This is a genomic window from Micropruina sp. (genome assembly GCF_047602085.1).
Lineage (GTDB): Bacteria > Actinomycetota > Actinomycetes > Propionibacteriales > Propionibacteriaceae > Micropruina.
Genome location: NZ_JASGID010000005.1, coordinates 106938 through 126357 on the forward strand (window position 1 = coordinate 106938; position 19420 = coordinate 126357).

21 protein-coding genes and 1 pseudogene are annotated in these 19420 nt (G+C 64.9%); 3 read left to right on the forward strand and 19 right to left on the reverse strand.

Translation table 11 applies throughout. The annotated features are described in order from the left end of the window. Positions 1–2: 2 nt before the first annotated feature. The 12 genes and pseudogenes from QM721_RS09385 to QM721_RS09440 all read right to left on the reverse strand — a co-directional run bounded on the left by QM721_RS09385 (position 3) and on the right by QM721_RS09440 (position 11422). Positions 3–569 (reverse strand): GtrA family protein, encoded by a 567-nt coding sequence (locus QM721_RS09385; RefSeq protein WP_415121245.1) that lies wholly within the window; start codon positions 567–569, stop codon positions 3–5. 406 nt (positions 570–975) lie between these two features. After that, on the reverse strand, positions 976–4167 hold the full coding sequence (locus QM721_RS09390) for a type I restriction endonuclease subunit R (RefSeq protein WP_415121247.1): 3192 nt from the start codon (positions 4165–4167) through the stop codon (positions 976–978). Further along, positions 4164–4565 (reverse strand): type II toxin-antitoxin system VapC family toxin, encoded by a 402-nt coding sequence (locus QM721_RS09395; RefSeq protein ID WP_415121250.1) that lies wholly within the window; start codon positions 4563–4565, stop codon positions 4164–4166. Before QM721_RS09395 ends, QM721_RS09390 begins: the two co-directional genes overlap by 4 nt. Continuing rightward, on the reverse strand, positions 4562–4816 hold the full coding sequence (locus QM721_RS09400; RefSeq protein ID WP_415121252.1) for a type II toxin-antitoxin system Phd/YefM family antitoxin: 255 nt from the start codon (positions 4814–4816) through the stop codon (positions 4562–4564). Before QM721_RS09400 ends, QM721_RS09395 begins: the two co-directional genes overlap by 4 nt. Positions 4817–4852: 36 nt before the next feature. Continuing rightward, the gene (locus QM721_RS09405) at positions 4853–5413 is read right to left on the reverse strand and encodes a Fic family protein (RefSeq protein ID WP_415121254.1); all 561 of its coding nucleotides are present in this window, start codon (positions 5411–5413) and stop codon (positions 4853–4855) included. Continuing rightward, positions 5361–5612 (reverse strand): hypothetical protein, encoded by a 252-nt coding sequence (locus tag QM721_RS09410; RefSeq protein ID WP_415121256.1) that lies wholly within the window; start codon positions 5610–5612, stop codon positions 5361–5363. The genes QM721_RS09405 and QM721_RS09410 overlap by 53 nt, the downstream gene beginning before the upstream one ends. Continuing rightward, a complete protein-coding gene (locus tag QM721_RS09415; protein ID WP_415121258.1) occupies positions 5609–6769 on the reverse strand; it encodes a restriction endonuclease subunit S in 1161 nt (386 codons plus the stop codon). The genes QM721_RS09410 and QM721_RS09415 overlap by 4 nt, the downstream gene beginning before the upstream one ends. Further along, positions 6766–7827 carry a RhuM family protein gene (gene rhuM / locus QM721_RS09420; RefSeq protein ID WP_415121260.1) on the reverse strand — a complete coding sequence of 354 codons (1062 nt, stop codon included), beginning with the start codon at positions 7825–7827 and terminating at the stop codon, positions 6766–6768. The genes QM721_RS09415 and rhuM overlap by 4 nt, the downstream gene beginning before the upstream one ends. A 28-nt stretch (positions 7828–7855) precedes the next feature. Next, entirely contained in the window at positions 7856–9421 is a 1566-nt protein-coding gene (locus QM721_RS09425; protein WP_415121262.1) for a type I restriction-modification system subunit M, read from the reverse strand. A 281-nt stretch (positions 9422–9702) separates the two neighbouring features. Next, a pseudogene (locus QM721_RS09430) lies at positions 9703–9837 on the reverse strand (DNA-formamidopyrimidine glycosylase); the annotation flags it as partial. 174 nt (positions 9838–10011) lie between these two features. Continuing rightward, positions 10012–10866 (reverse strand): hypothetical protein, encoded by an 855-nt coding sequence (locus QM721_RS09435; RefSeq protein ID WP_415121264.1) that lies wholly within the window; start codon positions 10864–10866, stop codon positions 10012–10014. Positions 10867–10873: 7 nt separating this feature from the next. Next, complete coding sequence (locus QM721_RS09440; protein WP_415121266.1) at positions 10874–11422, reverse strand: AAA domain-containing protein; 549 nt, start codon at positions 11420–11422, stop codon at positions 10874–10876. 133 nt (positions 11423–11555) lie between these two features. Between QM721_RS09440 and QM721_RS09445 the strand changes: the two genes are divergently transcribed. Beyond that, positions 11556–11828, forward strand: coding sequence for a hypothetical protein (locus tag QM721_RS09445; protein ID WP_415121268.1), 273 nt, complete (start codon positions 11556–11558; stop codon positions 11826–11828). Between the two features lie 125 nt (positions 11829–11953). Here QM721_RS09445 and QM721_RS09450 read toward each other — a convergent pair whose 3' ends face one another. From QM721_RS09450 to QM721_RS09465, 4 genes are all read right to left on the reverse strand, one after another. Then, positions 11954–12310, reverse strand: coding sequence for a nucleotide-binding domain-containing protein (locus QM721_RS09450; protein ID WP_415122068.1), 357 nt, complete (start codon positions 12308–12310; stop codon positions 11954–11956). A gap of 54 nt (positions 12311–12364) precedes the next feature. Continuing rightward, positions 12365–13606 carry a type II toxin-antitoxin system HipA family toxin gene (locus QM721_RS09455; RefSeq protein WP_415121270.1) on the reverse strand — a complete coding sequence of 414 codons (1242 nt, stop codon included), beginning with the start codon at positions 13604–13606 and terminating at the stop codon, positions 12365–12367. Further along, on the reverse strand, positions 13603–13890 hold the full coding sequence (locus tag QM721_RS09460; protein ID WP_415121272.1) for a helix-turn-helix domain-containing protein: 288 nt from the start codon (positions 13888–13890) through the stop codon (positions 13603–13605). The genes QM721_RS09455 and QM721_RS09460 overlap by 4 nt, the downstream gene beginning before the upstream one ends. A 244-nt stretch (positions 13891–14134) precedes the next feature. Then, positions 14135–14563, reverse strand: coding sequence for an Lrp/AsnC family transcriptional regulator (locus QM721_RS09465; RefSeq protein ID WP_415121274.1), 429 nt, complete (start codon positions 14561–14563; stop codon positions 14135–14137). A gap of 136 nt (positions 14564–14699) precedes the next feature. On the opposite strand from QM721_RS09465, the gene QM721_RS09470 reads away from it, so the two are divergent. Beyond that, complete coding sequence (locus QM721_RS09470; protein WP_415121276.1) at positions 14700–15527, forward strand: arginase family protein; 828 nt, start codon at positions 14700–14702, stop codon at positions 15525–15527. Between the two features lie 76 nt (positions 15528–15603). On the opposite strand, the gene mutM is transcribed toward QM721_RS09470, so the two are convergent. Together mutM and QM721_RS09480 are read right to left on the reverse strand one after the other, a co-directional pair. Then, positions 15604–16527 (reverse strand): bifunctional DNA-formamidopyrimidine glycosylase/DNA-(apurinic or apyrimidinic site) lyase, encoded by a 924-nt coding sequence (gene mutM / locus QM721_RS09475; protein WP_415121278.1) that lies wholly within the window; start codon positions 16525–16527, stop codon positions 15604–15606. A 27-nt stretch (positions 16528–16554) separates the two neighbouring features. Further along, positions 16555–17829: an MFS transporter gene (locus QM721_RS09480; RefSeq protein ID WP_415121280.1), complete on the reverse strand. Its 1275-nt coding sequence runs from the start codon at positions 17827–17829 to the stop codon at positions 16555–16557. A gap of 68 nt (positions 17830–17897) precedes the next feature. Between QM721_RS09480 and QM721_RS09485 the strand changes: the two genes are divergently transcribed. Next, the gene (locus QM721_RS09485) at positions 17898–18503 is read left to right on the forward strand and encodes a TetR/AcrR family transcriptional regulator (RefSeq protein WP_415121282.1); all 606 of its coding nucleotides are present in this window, start codon (positions 17898–17900) and stop codon (positions 18501–18503) included. 238 nt (positions 18504–18741) lie between these two features. Here QM721_RS09485 and rnc read toward each other — a convergent pair whose 3' ends face one another. Next, positions 18742–19419, reverse strand: coding sequence for a ribonuclease III (gene rnc / locus QM721_RS09490; RefSeq protein ID WP_415121284.1), 678 nt, complete (start codon positions 19417–19419; stop codon positions 18742–18744). Position 19420 lies beyond the last annotated feature (1 nt).

Below are 19420 nucleotides of genomic sequence, written 5' to 3' on the forward strand. Positions count from 1 at the left end.
GGCTACCGGATACCGGTGGGGGTCTCGGCCTCGGCGTGCCGGCGCCGGACGTGCCGGAACGTCCAGAGCTTGTTGACCAGAAAGTTGATCGGCATGGTGATCACGATGGTGAGCAGTTGCGCCCAGTACTCCCGCGACCGCAGGCCGGCGTTCTCGTGGAACCACGGTTCGGGAAGGTAGAGCGGCGAGGTCGGGTTGGTGAAGCCAATCTTGATGAAGATGCCGACCAGCGCCGCAGCGCTGCCGACCGCGAGAAACGGCATGAACTCCTTGATCCAGGGCGCCTTCTGCCCGTGCCGGAAGGTCCAGTGCCGGTTCAACTGGAAATTGAACAGGTTCGCCACCAGGAAGCCGACGATCCAGACCAGGATGGTGAACCGGAAGTTGAACGGCGTGCCCGGAATGCTGAACAGGACGTTCTGGGCGTTGACGGTGCCGCCGTTGAGCTTGTTCATCGCGATGGCGACCAGCATGTTCACCACGACGCCGGCCCCGCCGACCAGCCCGAACTTCACGAACTGACGACCCACATAGGCGTAGCGGCGATACCAGGGGTCGGCAGAAGTCACGAGGGGCACTTTATCTCGCGGGGCGTCGTGGGCCGCACCGGCACCACCGGCTCTTCAGCTTCGCGTCGCTGATTGCTGCACCTCAAACCGACGCACCTGCCGACCCGACGGGCGTTACAGCGCCCAACGGGAGAAGTCAGCGAGATCGCGGGAGCCCTCAGGACCGATCCAGAGCCGGCCGACATTCCCGGGCTCTGCCGGATCGACACCGGGCCCGACTCCGTGGGCCGACCAGGATCGCGCTCGACCGCGTCTTCTTGTGAGTGCTCTTAGCTGCCGCAGACGCTCAGGCGCGCCTGCGCCGAGTTTGCCTGAAGCACCGAGGAACGGCAAACGGTCTCGCTTCGTCGAAGTCGGCGACCCTGATCGTAGGTCTCGCCGTGATCGCCAGTCCTGACAGCCTGTATCAGTTGCCTCCTCCCACGCCGAACCCGAAGAAGCGCTCGAAGAACGCCCCGAGCTTCTGGATCACGCGCTGCTTCTTCTCCCCATGACCTCCTCCTGCGGCGAAGCGTGAGGTCGGCGGGAGCACCTTCGTGATGGCAGTTCCGGTAGTACGGAGTGTGCCGTCCCGGAACGCGGTCTCGACGAACGCGCGAGTCTCGTCGGCGCGGAGGTTCTCCTCCTTGATGATCGTCGCCAGTTCCGCTTCTCGTTGGGCGGCCACGAAGGCCTGCCATTCCTCATCGATCGCCCCGTCGACAGAGACGGAGTCCACGAATGCCTCGATGAGGTCCTTCTTGTTGCGCAGCGTCGGGCTCGCGTCCACGGCGCGGCTGATCTCGGAGCGGATCTCCTTGTCCTGGCCGTCACCGAACTGCTCCCGGTACTTGGCCACCAGCATGAGGATGTAGTCGACGTTGACCTCGACCTGCTTGATGAGTTCGATCTCGAAGACCACATCGTCGTTGATGACTTCCTTCTCGGCCGTCACCCCTTTGCGGAACTCCGCGTACAGGTCGAGGTAGACGCTGCGGTAGTCCTGCCCCTGGCGTTCGGTAAGGATCTCGTTGCCGGCGAAGTCGTCGAAGGAGGTGAGGATGTTCTCCAGCCGCAGGATCGCCCCGAACAGCTGGATGAACTCCTTCTGCGCACGCTCCCCGATGATCGGCTGCCCGAGCGGGAACCTGCTCAGCAACTCCTGTACCTTCTCGGCGTACTCCCCGTAGTAGTCGCCGTAGGGTTTCAGCAGGACGACGCCGCGGGCATCCTTGTTGCCGAAGAGCTCTAGCGCCTTGTTGGTCTCCTCCTCGAGGTCGCGGAACGCGACAATGTTGCCGTAGGTCTTCACGGAGTTGAGGATGCGGTTCGTCCGCGAGTAGGCCTGAATCAGGCCGTGCGCGCGCAGGTTCTTGTCGACGAACAGGGTGTTCAGCGTCGTGGCGTCGAACCCGGTGAGGAACATGTTGACCACGATCACCAGGTCGAGTTCGCGGTTCTTCAGTCGCTGCGAGAGGTCTTTGTAGTAGTTCTGGAACCGTTCCGCGCTGGTGTCGTAGCTCGTGCCGAACAGGTCGTTGTAGTCCTGGATCGCGTCCTCCAGGAAGCCGCGAGCATCTATCGACAGGGCGTCAGTGTCGAAGGCCTCGTCATCGAGGATGCCGTCATCGGTGGCGTCGTTCGCGCCGTAGGAGTAGATGAGACCGATCTTCAGCCGCTTGTCCGGCGGCAGTTCCCGCTGCTGAACGTGGAAGTGATTATAGTACCGGCGCGCAGCATCGATCGAGGCGGTCGCGAAGATCGCGTTGAACCCGCGCACTCGCTTGCGCTGGCGCACGGCCTCCTGGCGTCGCGTGCGCGCCGCCTCGGCAACGTTGGTGACGACGAGGTGCTCGTAGCTGGAAGCCCGCTTCGTCTTCTGGTCGAAGTGCTCCAGCGTGTACTTCACAATCTCGCTGATCCGCCTCGGGTCCAGGAGCGCCTTCTCGGCGTCGATCGCGGAGACCTGCTTGTCGATGACGGTGCCGACCTTGACGGTGTTGACGTAGTCGATGCGGAAGGGCAGCACGTTCTTGTCGGTGATCGCGTCCACGATCGTGTAGGTGTGCAGCTTCTCCCCGAACGCCTGCTCGGTGGTCTTGAGCTGGGGGTTGCCTCCACTGCCGCTGTTGGCGGCGAAGATCGGCGTACCGGTGAAGCCGAACAGGTTGTACCGCTTGAACGAGCGGATGATGTCGGTGTGCATGTCACCGAATTGGGACCGGTGACACTCATCGAAGATGATCACCACGTGCCGGTCGTAGACCGCATGCCCTTTGTTCGCCTTGATGAACATCGACAACTTCTGGATCGTCGTGATGATGATCCGCGCGGCGGGGTCTTCCAGCTGACGCTTCAGCACAGCCGTGGAGGTGTTGGAGTTGGCCGCGCCTTTCTGGAAGCGGTCGTACTCGCGCATCGTCTGGTAGTCGAGATCCTTGCGGTCTACGACGAACAGCACCTTCTCCACACTCGGCAACGCCGACGCAAGCTGTGCCGTCTTGAAGCTGGTGAGCGTCTTGCCCGAACCGGTGGTGTGCCACACGTAGCCACCAACTTCCACCGTGCCGAGGCGCTTGTAGTTGGTGGCGATCTCGATGCGCTGCAGAATCCGCTCCGTCGCGACGATCTGGTACGGACGCATCACCAGCAGCATCCGGTCGGCGGTGAGCACGCAGTAACGGGTCAGGATGTTCAACAGCGCGTGCTTGGCGAAGAACGTCCTCGCGAACGAGCTCAGGTCTTGGATCGGCCTGTTCTGCGCGTCCGCCCACCACGACGTGAACTCGAAGCTGTTCGACGTCTTGCGGTTGCGACCACTGGCTGAGCGTGCCGACACCTGACCTTCCTTGAGGTGCTGGCTGCGGGTCGTGTTCGAGTAATACTTCGTCAGCGTGCCGTTGCTGATGACGAACAGTTGCACGTACTCGAACAGACCGGAGCCGGCCCAGAAGCTGTCGCGCTGGTAGCGGTCGATCTGGTTGAACGCCTCACGGAGGTCCACACCACGACGCTTCAGTTCGATGTGCACCATCGGCAAGCCGTTCACGAGCACCGTCACGTCGTAGCGGTTCCCGTAGCGCCCGCCCGCACTTCGCTCGTCGAGCGGGTCGGCTCGGTCGACCTCGTGTTCCTCACTGCGCTCGTCGACACCTGCCTCGGCCTCAGCAGTTCGGCCTTCGTTGGTGTACTGGTTGATCACTTGCAGTCGGTTGTTGTGGATGTTCTGCTTGTCCAGCAGCGTGATGTTCTTCGTCGAACCGTCGTCACGCTTGAGGAGTTGAACGTGGTCCTCCTGGATCCGTACGGTCTTCTCGGCGATGCCGTCGTTCTTGCCGGAAATCGTGTTTTCGAAGAAGTCCCGCCACTCGGAGTCGGAGATGGTGATCCCGTTCAGCGCTTCCAACTGGGTGCGCAGATTCGCGACGAGCTGCGCCTCGGACGTGATCGGCAGGTACTCGTACGCCTGGGACTGCAGCAGGCGGATGAACTCGCGCTCCAGCGCGGCCTCCGACTGGTAGGCAGCCTCCGCCTTGGCGTCCGGGACGTACTCGGCGACGACGGTGCTCTCGGTGGAGACCGCTATCGGCTCGTAGCGTCGTGCGGCTGCGTCAGTCATGGTGCCTCCGCGACGGGGTCGATGACGCGGAGGCCCAGCAGCTCCGCAAGCCGTCGCATGTTCGCGTCGTGGGTGGCCAGTTCGAGGTCGCCACCCACGGCCAGCGCGCTCGCCAGATGGATGGCGTCGAGCGTCTTGGTGTGCTCGGTGATCGCCTCGGCGGCGGCAAGGATCGGCTCTGTGATCGGGATCAGGGCTACATAGTCGAGCACCGAACTCCGATCGCCGACTGGCACGCCCTCGCGGCGGAGGGTACGGGTCAGTTCTGTCTGCAGAAGTCGCGAGGACACCAGTTCGACATCGTCCTGGCGAGTGACGTCATCCAGCCACTCACGTGCGTGACCACCGGCGAGGATGGCGTGCGCCGCTACCGAGCTGTCGAGGTAGTAGCGATTCACCGATCCTCTTTCATCTCGGCCAGCAGTGCTTCGACTTCGTCGTGCGTCCTTCGCGGAGGGCCAAGTAGCTCATCGAGATTGGCCCGTCCGCGCTTGCGCGCCGGGATGAGTGTGACACCCGGCGCGTCGAGCGGCACGATCTTGGCGATGGGGTGACGGTGACGTGTGATGACGACGGTTTCGCCTGCCTCGGCACGGGCCAGCGCCTCGGTGGGGTTCTGTCGCAGTTCGGCGACCGAGATAGCGTTCATCGTCCAAGAGTAGATGGGAAATCTACTTGATGCTACTCATGTCGGACGAGGCTCTCGGCCGCGACCGCGATGGCTCGTACCGATGTGGCTCGGTTCACTGATCCTGCACCTACCAGGCCCGTCTTCGCGGGGCCGACGTACCGGATCTTGCCCGCGCCTCGGAGCTGGTTGCGGCGCCGTTGCACTGTCCGCCGGCTCACCCCGAGGTGCTTGGGCGATCCGCGCCGCGCTCCACTGCGGATGCTGGCGCAGCACGGCGAGCAGGCGCTCGTTTAGGTCGTCATTTGCCTCGCCATTTACGTCGTCAGGCCCGGTGTTTCGTTGAACCTGGCGCTCGTACTCGGTGAGCGTCCGCGCGGCGACGACCAGCATGTAGTCGCTGAACGACGCGGCGTCGATCTCGGGGTCGTGCGAGGCCTGAAGAACCAGGTAGTACCCGGCTTGATTCTCGCGGATCAGCGATTCGACGGGCACCGAAGCGAACAGCGACCGCCACCTGCTGAGGATCAGCCTCTGCCACAACCGACCGATGCGTCCGTTGCCGTCACGGAAGGGATGGATGTGGTGGCGGGGCGAAGACAGGTTCGCCGTTCGCAATCGCCTCCACCTGCGCAAGCGACAACGTGTTGCCTTCGATCGCCGTCGAACTGCTCACCGCCAGCACCCGGTTGCGCCGCCGCAGCCCCACCACACCCGCGGAGAGCTGCTCCAAGACAACGATGCGCCCGACCAGCTCGACGATCGCGTCGATCTGCTCGCGCCACTGCGGGTTCGGTGTGAAGAACTCAGGGATCATGCCGCCTCACGGAAAGTCAGCAGCTTGTCACGGTAGTACTCGTACTGCTTCCGGCGTGCGTTGAGTTCGGCAGGAAGACCCACGCTCAGGTCGTTGACAAGCGCGTCGAACTTGTCGAGGATGGCCACGATCCGACGCTGCTCTTCCAGCGGGGGAACAGGGATGACGATCTTGCCCAAACTTTCACCGCCGATGCGCTTCACTTTGGCACGAGAGACGTGTCTCTCCTTCTGCGCATGGAAGGCTCCTGTCTGCATGACGTAGGCGATATAGACCGGATCTGCGTCGGAGCGAAAAGCGAAGCTGTCGTCGTGGATTGCAGCTTCGGAGTCACCCAGCCAAGCAACGGATTTGGCGACGTCCTCGACAGTCTCGCCAACCCCTGCGATCACGACATCTCCAGGTCTGGCATACCGGAGCTGTGCGGCGAGGTCTTCCCGAACATGAGACCGTGTCTCCACGGCTGAAGTCCCATAGTGTGTATAGATCTCCCCGTAGTGGATGCTCGGAATACCCGCCGCGACGAGGTCGCCTTTCGTAAACCGGCGACCACGAGTAAATGTCCCAAGCTGACCCATCGGGACCCAGTAGACCGGGCCCTCTTCGCGGAAGGACAACAGTTGGTCTCGGTAGTAGGCATACTGCTGGCGTCGAGCCTCCAGCTCCGCCTCCAGCTCCGCCTCCAGCTCCGCCTCCAGCTGAGTGAACTGATCCAATACTCTCACAATCTCCCGCTGCACCTCGAGAGGCGGAACGGGGATCTGCAGAGAGTTCAGAACGCTTTGAGTCTGGCTCGGAACGCCGCCAGCCTGATTCATCTCACCAAGCTTCATCGTGAGCAGCTGGTGATATATAAACTTCGGCTCGACCTGAGAGGTGTCAATTTCAGTTCGGAAGATTGTATCCACCACCCAAAACGGGCCTTCAACGTAGAAGACATTCCCGAGAGAACCCTTCCGCGGTATCAGGACCGATGGCCCTTCAGCCGCAGGAGCATCGGCGTACCGCATGATCCCGCCACTTCCGTAGACTGGAATCTCGCCATCCCCTAGGTGCTTATGGTCCTTGCCGTTCTTAATACGCAAGACGTCACCCAGCACCTTGAACTCAACACCGCTCGGGCACAACTCGGCGATCAGCTCTTCAATACGGCTCACTTCCCCGCCTCCTTGTCACTCACGTCCGAAGCTTCGAGGAAGCGGTCGAAGTCGCTCTTGAACAGCCGGTCCTGAACGATCCGGTACCGCTCGAACTGGGTCTCGGCGTGCAGTTTCGCCTGCTCCGCCGATACCTTGCCGGGGCCGACCAGGATCTCGGTGCCGTTGAACTCGAGGAAGCCGTCGAGCCGGGCGGCCCAGTCCTGCATCGACATCGGGATCTTGCGCATCGCCTGGAACTCCGCGAAGTCGAGGTACATCGAGACGAGGCGGTTCAAGAACTGAAGCTCGTCTTCGCTGAGATAGTTTTTCGCGATCGACACATCGGACTTCACGATCTTGCCGCCCGGGGCCGATGCCCATGTGGTGAGCCCCATATGGGGCACGTCAGCGTCGGCGCGCTCCACGATCAGCTCGGCCGCCGTGTGACGATGAACCGCCCAGTGCAGCTTGTTCTGGACCATCGCGAAGAAGTCACGCGTGGTGCGAGCCGACGCGTCGTAGTCGAACGCCGTCGCGTAGATGTCGGTTACCTTCTGGTAGAACAGGCGCTCCGACGCGCGAATCTCGCGTACCAGATCGAGCTGTCGAGCGAAGTACTGGTCGGTGAACAGGTGACCGGCCTTCAGACGCTCGGCGTCCATGACCCAACCCTGGATCGTGTAGTCCTTGACGATCAGGTTCGCCCACTTGCGGAACTGCACGGCGCGTGGGTTGTTCACCTTGAAGCCGACGGCGATTGAGGCCTGCAGGTTGTAGTGGGCTACGGTCCGTGACACGTCGCGAGTACCTTCTCGTTGAACTATTAGAAAATCTCTAATAGTTGCCCCGTCGATCTCGCCATCCTCACGAAGAACCCGCAGGTGTCGGTTGATCGTCGCGACGGAGACACCGTAGAGCTCGGCCATCAGCTTCTGAGTCAGCCAGATGTTCTCGTCCTCGTAGCGCAACTCGACTGCATCACCGCCGTCGCCCGTGGCAGCGACGAAAGTCAAGTACTCCGCAGCGGACGATCGGACGAGCCCCCGGTGCTCGTCAGACTGCTGGCCCTTACTCATAGCGGCACCCTACTCACGACCGCCGACACTACGAGGTGCCCTCAAGATCGGCCACGATGGCGTCGATCGAGGTGCGCAGCTCGGCTTGGCGGGCGACGATGCGCGCGATCTCGGCGTTCAGCGCTCGGATGTCGATCACCTCGCGGGTGTCCTCCTGTTCGACATAAGAGGACACGGCGATGTTGTAGTCGTTCGCGGCGATGTCCTCGTTCGGCACGAGCTTGGCGACGTGGTCGACATTGTCCCGCGTGGTGAAGGTACCGAGGATGTGCTGCTGGTGCTGGGGCAGCAGCTTGTTCTTGTTGCCGACCCGGGTGAACTCGGCCGAGGCGTCGATGAACAGCACCGCGTTGTCGGTCTTCGACTTCTTCAGCACGATGATGCAGGTCGCGATCGTCGTGCCGAAGAACAGGTCGGGCGGCAGCTGGATCACGGCGTCCACGTAGTTGTTGTCGATCAGGTACTGGCGGATCTTTCGCTCGGCACCGCCCCGGTACAGCACGCCGGGGAACTCGACGATAGCGGCCGTTCCGTTCACGGCCAGCCACGAGAGGATGTGCATCGTGAAGGCTAGGTCGGCCTTCGATTTCGGCGCCAGCACACCCGCCGGTGCGTAACGCTCATCGTTGATCAGCAGCGGGTTCGCGTCGCCCTCCCATTTGATCGAGTAAGGCGGGTTGGAGACGATCGCCTCGAACGGTTCGTCATCCCAGTGCTGCGGATCGACGAGCGTGTCGCCGTGCGCGATGTTGAACTTCTCGTAGTTCACGTCGTGCAGGAACATGTTGATGCGGGCGAGGTTGTAGGTGGTCAGGTTGATCTCCTGACCGAAGAAGCCGCCGACGTTGTCACGTCCGAGCACCTTCGCAAACTTCAGCAGCAGCGACCCCGATCCGGCGGCTGGGTCATAGACCTTGTTCACCCGGGTCTTGCCGACAACGGTGATCTTCGCGAGCACCTCGGAGACTTCCTGCGGCGTGTAGTACTCGCCGCCGGACTTGCCTGCCTGTGAGGCGTACATCTGCATCAGGTATTCGTAGGCGTCACCGAACAGGTCGATCGCGTTGTCTTCGAAGTCTCCCAGCGGCAGATCGCCGATCGCATCGAGCAGCTTCACGAGCTTCTCGTTGCGCCTGGCGACCGTGTTGCCGAGCTTGGAACTGTTGACGTCGAGGTCGTCGAACAGGCCCTTCAGATCGTCCTCGCTGTCCGTGCCGACCGCCGATGCCTCGATGTTGTTGAAGACCCGCTCCAGTGTCTCGTTGAGGTTCGCGTCCCGAGGCGCACGCTCGCGCACGTTCTGGAACAACTCGGACGGGTAGATGAAGAAGCCCTTCTCCGCCACCAGTTCTGCACGAGCCACCTCGGCCTCTCGGTTGGACAAGAGCGGATAGTCAAACTCGAGGTTGCCCGCCTCGTGCTCGCCCCGGTTGACGTAGGAGGTGAGGTTCTCGGAGATGAAGCGGTAGAACAGTGTGCCGAGCACGTAGGTCTTGAAGTCCCACCCGTCGACGCTGCCGCGCAGGTCGTTCGCGATGCGCCAGATCGTCTTGTGCAACTCGGCGCGCTGGGCCTCTTTGGTAGTCGGTGTCATGTGGTTCGTCTCCTGCGCCGAGGGGCGTCTTCAGTTGTGCCCTGAGGACGCGCCCTACGCTATCGATGACCTCTGACACCGCTTGGATACCGCGCCGGGACGGTCTGCAAGCATCTCGCAGGCGGGACGAGGACGCCGCAAGCACTCAGATCTCTCGCTACGCCTAACGCCTTCTCCCCGTTAACAGTCTTGCGTCGGCGGTCCCTCATCTTGAAGAGATCTCGGAGCGCTGGCCCATGATCCACCGAGTACCCGGATGCGGCCCAGCGCGCCATCACCCGCCGCTGGCAGTTCGGGCAGCGAAACGACGACCGGTTCATGAACGGCTCTCGTTTGATCGGATGTCCGCGGCGCAGGCAGGGCATGCCCTCGCGGCCGTACGCAGCCAGGGAGCGCTCGAAGTAGCCCGACTCGCCCAGCCATCTGCATCCACCAACTGCGAGTCGAGTCGCAACTCGACTCGCAGGCATACAAGCTGTTGATACGCACTCGGAGTGCGATTGAAGCGGACGTAGGGCTGTTCACCAGGCTGCAGGCCCAAGGGTTGACGCTTGGATACGTCTGAGTCGCGTGCCACGGAGGTCGCGTTCTCAACCAGCGGGCACTACGGAGTATGCATTGCGCAGCCACGTGCGCATCTCGGTCGCGATGGAGGCTTCGAGCATCTCCTTGAACGGCCCGGACAGGAGAGGCCACAAGCAATGCCTAATGACTTCCGGATGCCTATCGGGATCGGGGCACGTGATCGCGCCGATCAGGCGAAGATGCTTGAACACAGCTTCTTCGCCGATCTCCTTGATGGCTGTCGTGACCGCGCGAACCGCCTTCTTGATCAGTGCCACCAGGAACGCGTACTCGGCGACTTCGAACGCCGCGACGATCCGGTACCGGTGCTGGTAGATGTCCCGAGGCTGACTCTCCTCGCCCCTGTCGGTCGAAATGTCTTCTCGCAGGGCCTTCATGATGTTCTCGACGAAATCATCAAGGGCCCCGTTGACGAGGTTGATTCCGTGGTCGTAGAGGCGGCAGAGTGTCGCCAGTACGACGCACCAGAGGTGCCGGGAGCTGCGATGGTCAGGGCCACCGCCGTCGAGATGCCGTTCGAACTCGTCGCCGATCTCGTCGGAGATCTGGTGCGCCAGTGCAGCGACGGCGTCGACCTCGCCGTCGGTGCGGGCCTGTTCGACGAGGGTGATCACCAATTCGCTGACGATTCCTGTCACCGCGGGATGGCGGTCGGCGACTCGGTCTTTGATCGTCGTCGCCCGCGTCGCCTCCGGCAAACGAATCCAACGGCGAGGCTCGGCCCAATTGGTGGCCTCGACCTGGTTTGCCGGGTCAGAAGTGGCGATGCCCCTGATCAGGATCGCGCCATGTCGTGCCCCTCCGCAGGGGCACACGCAGGTGTACGTCTTCGCGGTCTCGCAGTTGGTGGCGTGTCCCATGGTGAGTTCACGCTCCTTGTCGATCCTGACGGGTGCTCTGGTCGAGGGCTGCGGCAAGCTGGTTGAAGTAGTGGTGCTTGGCCCAGGCGGACTGGTCTCCGATGACGTAGAGGCGTCGCTTGGCACGGCTGGCGGCGACGTTGACGAGGTTGACCGTGGCCGCCGCCCACGCTTTCGCCCCGGGCGCTGTCGGGTCGCCGCCAAGGACGAGGAAGACGACGTCGGCCTCACGGCCTTGCGCGGTGTGGATCGTGCCGGCCCTGAGCCCTGGGTAGTCCTGGTCGAGTCGTCCGAGGTGGTCGGCGACCTCTCGGAATGGCGAGATGGCGATCATCTCGTCAGCCGCGATTCCGTCGTCTCTGAGTGCCTCGATCTGCCGCCGCAGGCGGGCGATCTGGTTGCGCTGAAGATGGGTGCCAGCAGTCGTCGCAGCCTCGTCCAGCCAACGGCTCGCCGGGATGCGCGCACCGTTCGGGCTGTCGAAATGGTCGGGTCGGCGGGTGACGCCGCTGACCATGATGCCGTTGTAAGCGATGTCATTGAACAGGCTAAACATCGGCTCGTCGCAACGGCGGTGCACAGTCAGCGGGGCGCTGACTCAAACCGTCTCCTCGCCGTGGCGTAGTCGAGTCCCATGCGGAGAAACACGATCCGCCAAGGTCTGCACGGACGCGCGCGGAGGGATCCACGTGTCCGAGACGCTATATGCGGACGCGATGTCGCGCTGGGCCTTGGCCGGGATCGTCACGACCGGCTGCAGTTGCAGCGGGGCGAAGGGGGTCTTCGGCACCTACAAGGCCCTCGCCGTCATCGCCCATCTCTTACCATCCATCGAACCCGGCAGCGACTGGGCGGAGCAGATGGCTGCGCTGCTGCGCGACTTCCCGGCCTCTCATGTCCTGACAATCGAGTCGATCGGCGCGCCTCGGAACTGGGAGTCGCTCGACCTCTGGCGCGGCTGACTCCCTGGCGCCGATCCACGTCTCGCAACGCAGTTTGGCTGAGCACCAGGCCAACGAGACAGTGTTCCCAGACCCACCCTCATGCGTGATCGCCGCGGTGACGCCCCGTCGCGTCTAGGAGGCGCCTACGAGATCCCTGCCGACACGTCGCTCGTGCTGCTGATCGGCACGTCGATCCGGTCCCGTGCAACCACCACCTCGTCCTTGACCACGAAGCACTCGACGACGTGCCCCTTTCCCCCGGAGGTGGTGCACCCCTTCCGGACGTTTGGCTTGCTCGAGCCGATGATCTGCCCGCGGACGTTGTTCCGGCGTTCGGCCTCCGGTCCGCGGTTCAGCACCTTCCACCTCACCTCGTATAGGTGCGCGACCGTGCAGGACGTCACCGTGAACCTGAGATCCTTGTTTGGCATGAGCAGAGCATTGCCGCGCAGTATCTCCCGCAGAGAGGCCGGACGCCATCCGGCCTGCGCGACCCGGATGCCGCTGCACGTTCACGTACAGCGAGTGGACGCGGGCATTTGTCGAGGCTATGTTCACGCCTTCCCCGCGGTAGCGATCACCGTGTTCATCCGCGGTTCGATCGACTCGGCCATCATCGTGATCTCCTGCTCGCGGACACCGTTTCTCCGAGCGGCGTCGCGCCACCCGGCGACCGCTCCGGCCACGCGCGCCATACGCTCGCGGGCCTGGGCGGGCGAGAGGCTGCACTCTTCCGCGAGAGCGAGCAGCGCCTCGGCCTCGTCGGGTGGGGCGTCGGCTCCCATGATCGTGGTCGAGCGGGCCCGCTGCGGGTCGGGGTTCGGGTTCACGTCGAACACAGCGCTCAGCGTCCAGGAGCCGCGATCGGCAAGGAAGCCGTGGTTGCGCAGATGGTCGTCCGTGTTGCCTAAGACGACGGATGCGACGACACGGTCGAAGAGCTCGTGATGGTCAGCCTTGGGCGACCAGGACAGGTCTCGTATCGCTTCGGCAATCTCGACATAGTCGCGGTCTTCTCCGTCGGCCGCGCTCAGCGCGGTCATCGCGCTGATGTAGCCGATCCGGTGCCCTTCGCCGGTCCGGTCGAACCTGCTCAGGATCAGCACGCTGCGCTGCCCCACCCTGGTGAGCCGCCGCCGCGGCGTCCTGATCCCGGCGGCCTCCAGCAGGTCGAGCGCCGTCGCCTCCCAGGCCATGGCGTCCCACCGGTCGCTGCCGTGCGGGAACTTCGCGATCGCCAGTGAGCCATCCTCGAGGCGCACCGAGGCCTTGGGCCGCGCGCCTCCCAGGCCAGTCGTGCCGGTGTCCAGCAGCTGCTTCACCGCAGCAGCGGGGTCCTCGTCGGAGACCAGCTCGTCCGATGCGCGCAGCAGCTCTGGCAGCGAAACCAGCCGCGGGACGGTCGCGGGCTTGCCGAGGAACGCCCGTCCTCCCGGTAGCCGGTAGCGCAGCGCGCCCTGCCGCGTGTCGTCGCTGACGCCCAGGAGGAAGTCGAGGTCGTCCAGCCGGCGCGGCCCGCGGCCCTCGTCGCGGGCACGCGCGCGCTCCGCCTTCTCGACGAGGTTGCGGCCCCAGCGATCGGGAGCGCTGTCAGCGAAGGCGCGCACCAGCCCGGACTGGTGCTGCGCGCCCGAGACCAGCGGCAGGGCGGGGTCGATGCTCGTGCCGTCGCTCGACAGGTAGTCCGGGTCGTAGAGGAACGTGGTGGAGATCTGGCCACGCTGCCTGGTGAAGTGCGCCTGGCCCACCACGCGCGCGCCGCCCGCCACGTCGACGAGGACCTCGATGGTGGTCATCGCGCGCGCTTCTTCGCAAGATTCCCAGCGCGCAGGCGACCGATGTCACTGTTCAGCGGATCCACGGCACTGACGACCTGGTCGAGCACGCCGAGAGCGCGCAGCACCTGCGCGACATTGCCGAAGCCCGCGCTCGGGTCGCCGTTCTCGATCTTGCGCAGGGTGTCGCGGGTGATGCCGGCGCGCTCGGACACCTGCTGCGCCGTCAGGCCCAGCACCATGCGCCAGCCCCGCACGTGCTCGCCGAATTCGGCAAGCTGTCGGTCGATCTTGTACCCGGCCATGCGCGCACTCCCTTCAGATATGACAATCGCAATATCCCGATAATGATGATATGACGAGCATGATAGTCATATCATGGGATGCAGATGCTCCGAATGTGCAGCTCTCACCTCCGCAGAGCGTGCCCGTCCGGCGACGATCAGAGCGGAACGGCCGGCACAGCGCCATCCCCGGCTCCCATGGCCAGATCCAACATCGAGAACGCCTGCTGCGAGGCATCGCCGCACTGCCGCCGGCGCCGACCTATCACCGCCCGGTCAGAGAGTTGAACAGCAGGCTCGTCCGTGTGTCCGTCACGCCGGGGACGGCGCGGATGCGCTCGAGTGCCGCGTCGAACTCAGACAGGCTGACCGCTCGCAGGTGGACGACGAGGTCCCATTCTCCGATCGTGGAGTGCAGCTGCTCGACCTCGGGGAACCCGCGGACGGTCCGCACGACATCCTTCCCCCGGTTCGGCGCGATTGAGAGCATCGACACCCCGCGGATCGCGTCGCGATCGACGTCGTTGCCCACCCGCACGGTGAACGCCTCGATCACCCCGTCGGCGACCATTCGCTCGATCCTCGCCGAGACCGTCGAGCGGTTCACCCCGACCTGCCGCGCGAGTTCCGCGAGCGGCGTGCGCGCATCCGCCCTCAGCAGGGCGAGCAATCGGTGGTCAGTGTCGTCGAGCACGGCACATAGCCTATCGCAGGCCAGCAGATCGCTGGATGCCACCGCAAAACGGTAGCTTTATGCCAGTTGATTCACCAACTCGCTGAATCGTAGCGTGGTTGATGACCACGCAGAACGAATATCTCAGGAGCAGAGCATGAATGACCGGGCAGCCGTCGGAGCGAGCGTCGCCGTCACTCACTTCGCCGGGCGCGCAGGCGACCACAACGACCGGGCGATGGCCGCTTCGCCGCGCCTGGCCCGTGCGCTGGCCGACCGCTTCGGCGCAGCGCCGACAGTCATCGGCTCGCCCCGCCCAGCCCTGTCGACCGGCTGGGAAATCGAGCTCGACGCCGCGCGCCCGGAGCTGGAGCGGCTGGCGGCGCACTACCGGGACCTGTTCGAGCGCGGCGAGACACCAGTCACCGCGCTGGGGCGGTGTGCCGTCGCCCTGGCCACACTCCCCGTCGTCGCACACCACCGCCCGGACGCCGTCGTGGTCTGGTTCGACGCCCACGCCGACGTCAACACACCCGAGAGCACCACCACCGGCTACCTCGGCGGCCTCGCACTATCCGGGCCTCTCGGTGCATGGGAGTCTGGCCTCGGCGCGGAGGTGGCGACGGAGAACGTCATCCTCGCCGGCGTCCGCGACATCGACCCGCCGGAGACCGAGTTCGTCGGCTGGTCCAGGCTGCTCCTCGTCGCTCCCGGCCCCGACTTCGGCCCGCGCCTCGGCGACGCCGTCGCGGGCCGACCGGTGTACGTCCACGTCGACTGCGACGTCCTGGAGCCTGGCATCGTGCCCACCGACTACAACGTCCGGGACGGGATCAGTCTGGCGGAGCTGCACGACGCGGCGACCGCGCTCGCGCGCAGCGAGATCGTAGGGATCGAGATCGGAGAACTGGAGACCATCACCGGCGACGAAGCGCTCTCGCCGCTGCTCGACGCCCTCGGCCCCGTGTTCGACTCCCTCGGGTGACCCGGAGCCGCCCCGCATCCCACAAGATCCGTGGTTGTGATGGCGGCCGGTGCTGACGAATCGAGGTGGGCACACCTCATCGCCGCGGTCTGGGCTGGCACCGCGGACAGAAGTACGACGAGCGATTCATGAACGGCTCGCGCACGATCAGAGCGCCGCAGCGGAAGCAGGGCTCGCCAGCGCGGGAATATGAGCGTAGAAGACGTGAGAAGTAGCCCGAGGAGCCGTTGACGTTCACGTAGAGCGAGTCGAAGGACGTGCCGCCCTGGGCCAGGGCGTCGGCCATCACGTCGCGGGCGTGGCCGAGTAGTTCGCGGACCTTGGCGGCGGTGAGGGTGTCGGCCGGACGGTCGTAGTGCAGCCGGGCCCGCCACAACGCTTCGTCGGCGTAGATATTGCCGATGCCCGAAACCACCGTCTGGTCGAGGAGCACCCGCTTGATGGCGCTGCGCTTGGCACGGATCCGGGCGACCGCGGCGGCGAGATCGAACTGTGGGTCGAAGGGGTCGCGTCCGATGTGGCGGAGTTCGGCGGGCAGGTCGGCGCCGTCCGGGCTGAGCGAGAGTCCGCCGAACATGCGCTGATCGATGAACCTGAGCTGCGTTGCGCGGGTCGCGCTTGTCGAGACCCGATCGGCTGGGTCGGCTGGCGACGTGGTTTCGACAGGCTCAACCACCGGGTCGGACGACGGGCCCAGATCGAACAGCACCCGGGTGTTCCGCAGCAGCGGGGCGTCCGAGCAATCGAACCGGAACTGGCCGCTCATGCCGAGGTGTGCCAAGAGGGCGTCGCCGTCGGTGAAGGGCAGCCACAGGTACTTGCCGCGTCGCCGGGGCTCGGCGAAGGTGCGGCCGGCGAGGGTGGCGGCGAAGTCGTCCGGACCGCCGGGGTGACGGCGCACCGGCCGCGGATGCAGCACGGTGACCGCGGCGATGCGGCGTCCGGTGATGAGGCCGGCCAGGCCGGCGCGGACGGTCTCGACTTCGGGAAGCTCGGGCACCCGGCGATTCTGCCACTCCGCCCGGCGCTACTCGGCGGTCGTCACCGCCAACTCCGGCTCGGACGGCGTCCGCTTCGACGGACTGGCGAACGGGACCCGGGACAACACGACCAGGGCGCCGATCATCATGACCAGGCCGAGCCAGTACGGCAGCGCGTGAGCCACGCTCGCGTAGAGCACGCCCGCCAGAACCGGCGCGAGCACATTGACACCAGTGTTGAGCGACTGCATGACGCCCGCGATCCAGCCCTGCTCGTCGTCACCGGCCTGGGTCGAGATGATGCCGTCCATCGCGGCGGTCGCCGGGCCCTGGCCGGCACCGAGCGCCAGCGTGCCGACGATCAGCAGCCAGGGTTGCGCCAGCACCGAGGCGACGATTGCGAGCGCCAGCAGGCCGAACGCCTGGGTCGCGACACCGGCGACGATGACGCCGCGCTCGCCGATCCGGGGCAACAACAGCTGCATCAGCCCGCCCTGGATGATGATGTCCAACACGCCGATGGCCGCGGTGAGCAGGCCGATCTGGGTCGCGCTCCACTGCACCTCATCGATGGCGAGCACGCTGAAGTTGTTCACGAACATGGAGAACGGCACGCCGATCAGGATCAGGGCGGTGAGCAGGCCACGCAGGTTCGGCCGGGCGAACGCGGTACGGAACACCTGCACCGGATGGAGTTGCTCGAGCTGCAGGGTGGGCGTCCGATTCTCGGGCTTGAGGCTTTCGGGAAGGAAGAAGAGGCAGAGGACGGCGACCAGCAGCGCGATGCCGGCGGTGACGAAGACCGGCAGGTCGATGTCGATCGCGGCCAGCAGCCCGCCGAGCGCGGGACCGATCATGAACCCGATGCCGGAGAGTGCGCCGAGCAGCCCGAACCGCTTGGCGCGTTCCTCGGCCGGGGTGATGTCGGCAGCGTAGGCGAACAGGGCGGGCATGTCGCCGGCGGTGACGCCTTGGATGATCCGGCCGGCCAGCAGCACCCAGATCGAGCCGCCGATGCCGAAGGTGGCGAAGCCGATCGCCGCCCCGAACGCCGCCAGCACGATGACCGGACGGCGTCCGTACCGGTCGGAGAGGCCGCCGAACAACGGGGCGACCAGGAAGGCGCACAGCGCGTTGATCGTCTCGAGGACGCCGACCCAGACCGCGAGCTGGGACTGGTCGGGCACGTAGCGGGCGACGACGAAGGGCAGCACCGGCAGCACGACGGTCATGCCGATGACGTTGAGCATGGTGATCGCGATCAGCATCACCCAGGCGCGGCGCGATCCCGCTGCCTGAGGAGTCCGGTTAACTGAAGTCACACCATAACTGTACTTACACCAGTTTTGAAGTCAACCCAGTTGTGTAGTCGTACCGCTATGGTGGATGTGTGAGTACGATTCCCAGCCCCCAAGGCCGGCGCGAGCGGAAGAAGGCCGCCACTCGCAAGGCAATCTCGAACGCGGCCACGCTGCTCTTCCTCGAGCGCGGCTTCGACAACGTCAGCATCCGCGAGGTCGCCGAGAAGGCGGACGTATCGCCGACCACCGTTTTCGCCCACTTCCCACAGAAGGAGGCGCTCGTCTTCGACGAGGACGACGAGCAGCGCGAGCAACTGGTGGCGGTGGTGCGTGACCGTCCGGCGGGGACGTCGATCTCGGCCGCCCTGCTCGACTACTACCGCGCCGAGCTGCTGCCCCCCTTCGACCACGACGGGGCGCAGCGCCGCGAGTTTCTGGCGTTCATCGATCGGACGCCTGCGCTCGGCGACTACGCCGCCCGGATGTGGCTGCGGCACGAGGACGCGCTGGCCGCGGTCATCGCGGCCGAGCACGGCGAGCCCGAGCCCAGTGACGAGGTACGGGCCTACGCCCGCTTCGTGCTGCAGATCCAGCTGCTGGTCAGCGGCAGCGAGAACCCGATCCCCATGCTGGAAGCGGGATTCCGCATCCTCGATCAGGGCTGGGAGCACTACGAGGCCGAACTGAACGGCTGATTGGAGTCAGCCGCTGACCGTCATTGGTCCAGCTCATCGAGACCTTGGGAGATCCGGCGCTGGCAAGGTGTTTCGACGTACGCAGCCAGCGGCGGTTGCGTTGATCAGTGCTTCCCTGAGCGTCGTTGGTCGAGCATGTCGAGACCCTTGCTCACGTTGACAACGATTCCGACGCGCTCAGCCCGCCGTGATGCCTCAATCAGCACTCCCCTCACCAGCGGTTGGTGCGTTGAGCGTCTTAGCCGGCGAGCGACTCGAAGGCCGCCTTGGCGGCCCCCTGTTCGGCCTGCTTCTTGCTGCGGCCACCCGCGGCGGCGAAGACCAGGTCACCGATCACCGCAACCGCCTCGAAGCGCTTGTCGTGGTCGGGCCCCGATTCGCTGACCGCATAGCTCGGGGCCACGAGTTCCAGGGTGGCGCAGAGTTCTTGCAGCGAGGTCTTCCAGTCCAGACCTGCACCCAGCCCGTCCGCGGCTTCGACGAGGTCGTCGAAGAGCGTGTGAACGAAACGGTCGGCGGCGTCGCGTCCGGCCGAGAGGAACAGCGCCCCCAGCAAGGCCTCGAACGCGTCGGCGAGAATCGAGGACTTGTCGGCCCCACCGCTGATCAGCTCGCCCTTGCCGAGTTTGAGCAGCGCGCCGAGTTCGAGACCCCGGGCCACGTCGGCCAGCGCGTTGGCATTCACCACGGCGGCCCGCAGCTTCGCCAGCCGTCCCTCGGGGTAGTCGGGAAACCGCAGGTACAGATGAGCGGTGATCACCAGACCCAGCACCGAGTCGCCGAGAAACTCAAGCCGCTCATTGTGCGGAATGGCCCCGTTCTCGTAGGCGTAGCTGCGATGGACGAGGGCAAGCTCGAAAAGCTGGGGATCGATGACGATCCCCAGCTCGCCGAGTTGGTCGTGAATGCGGCTCATC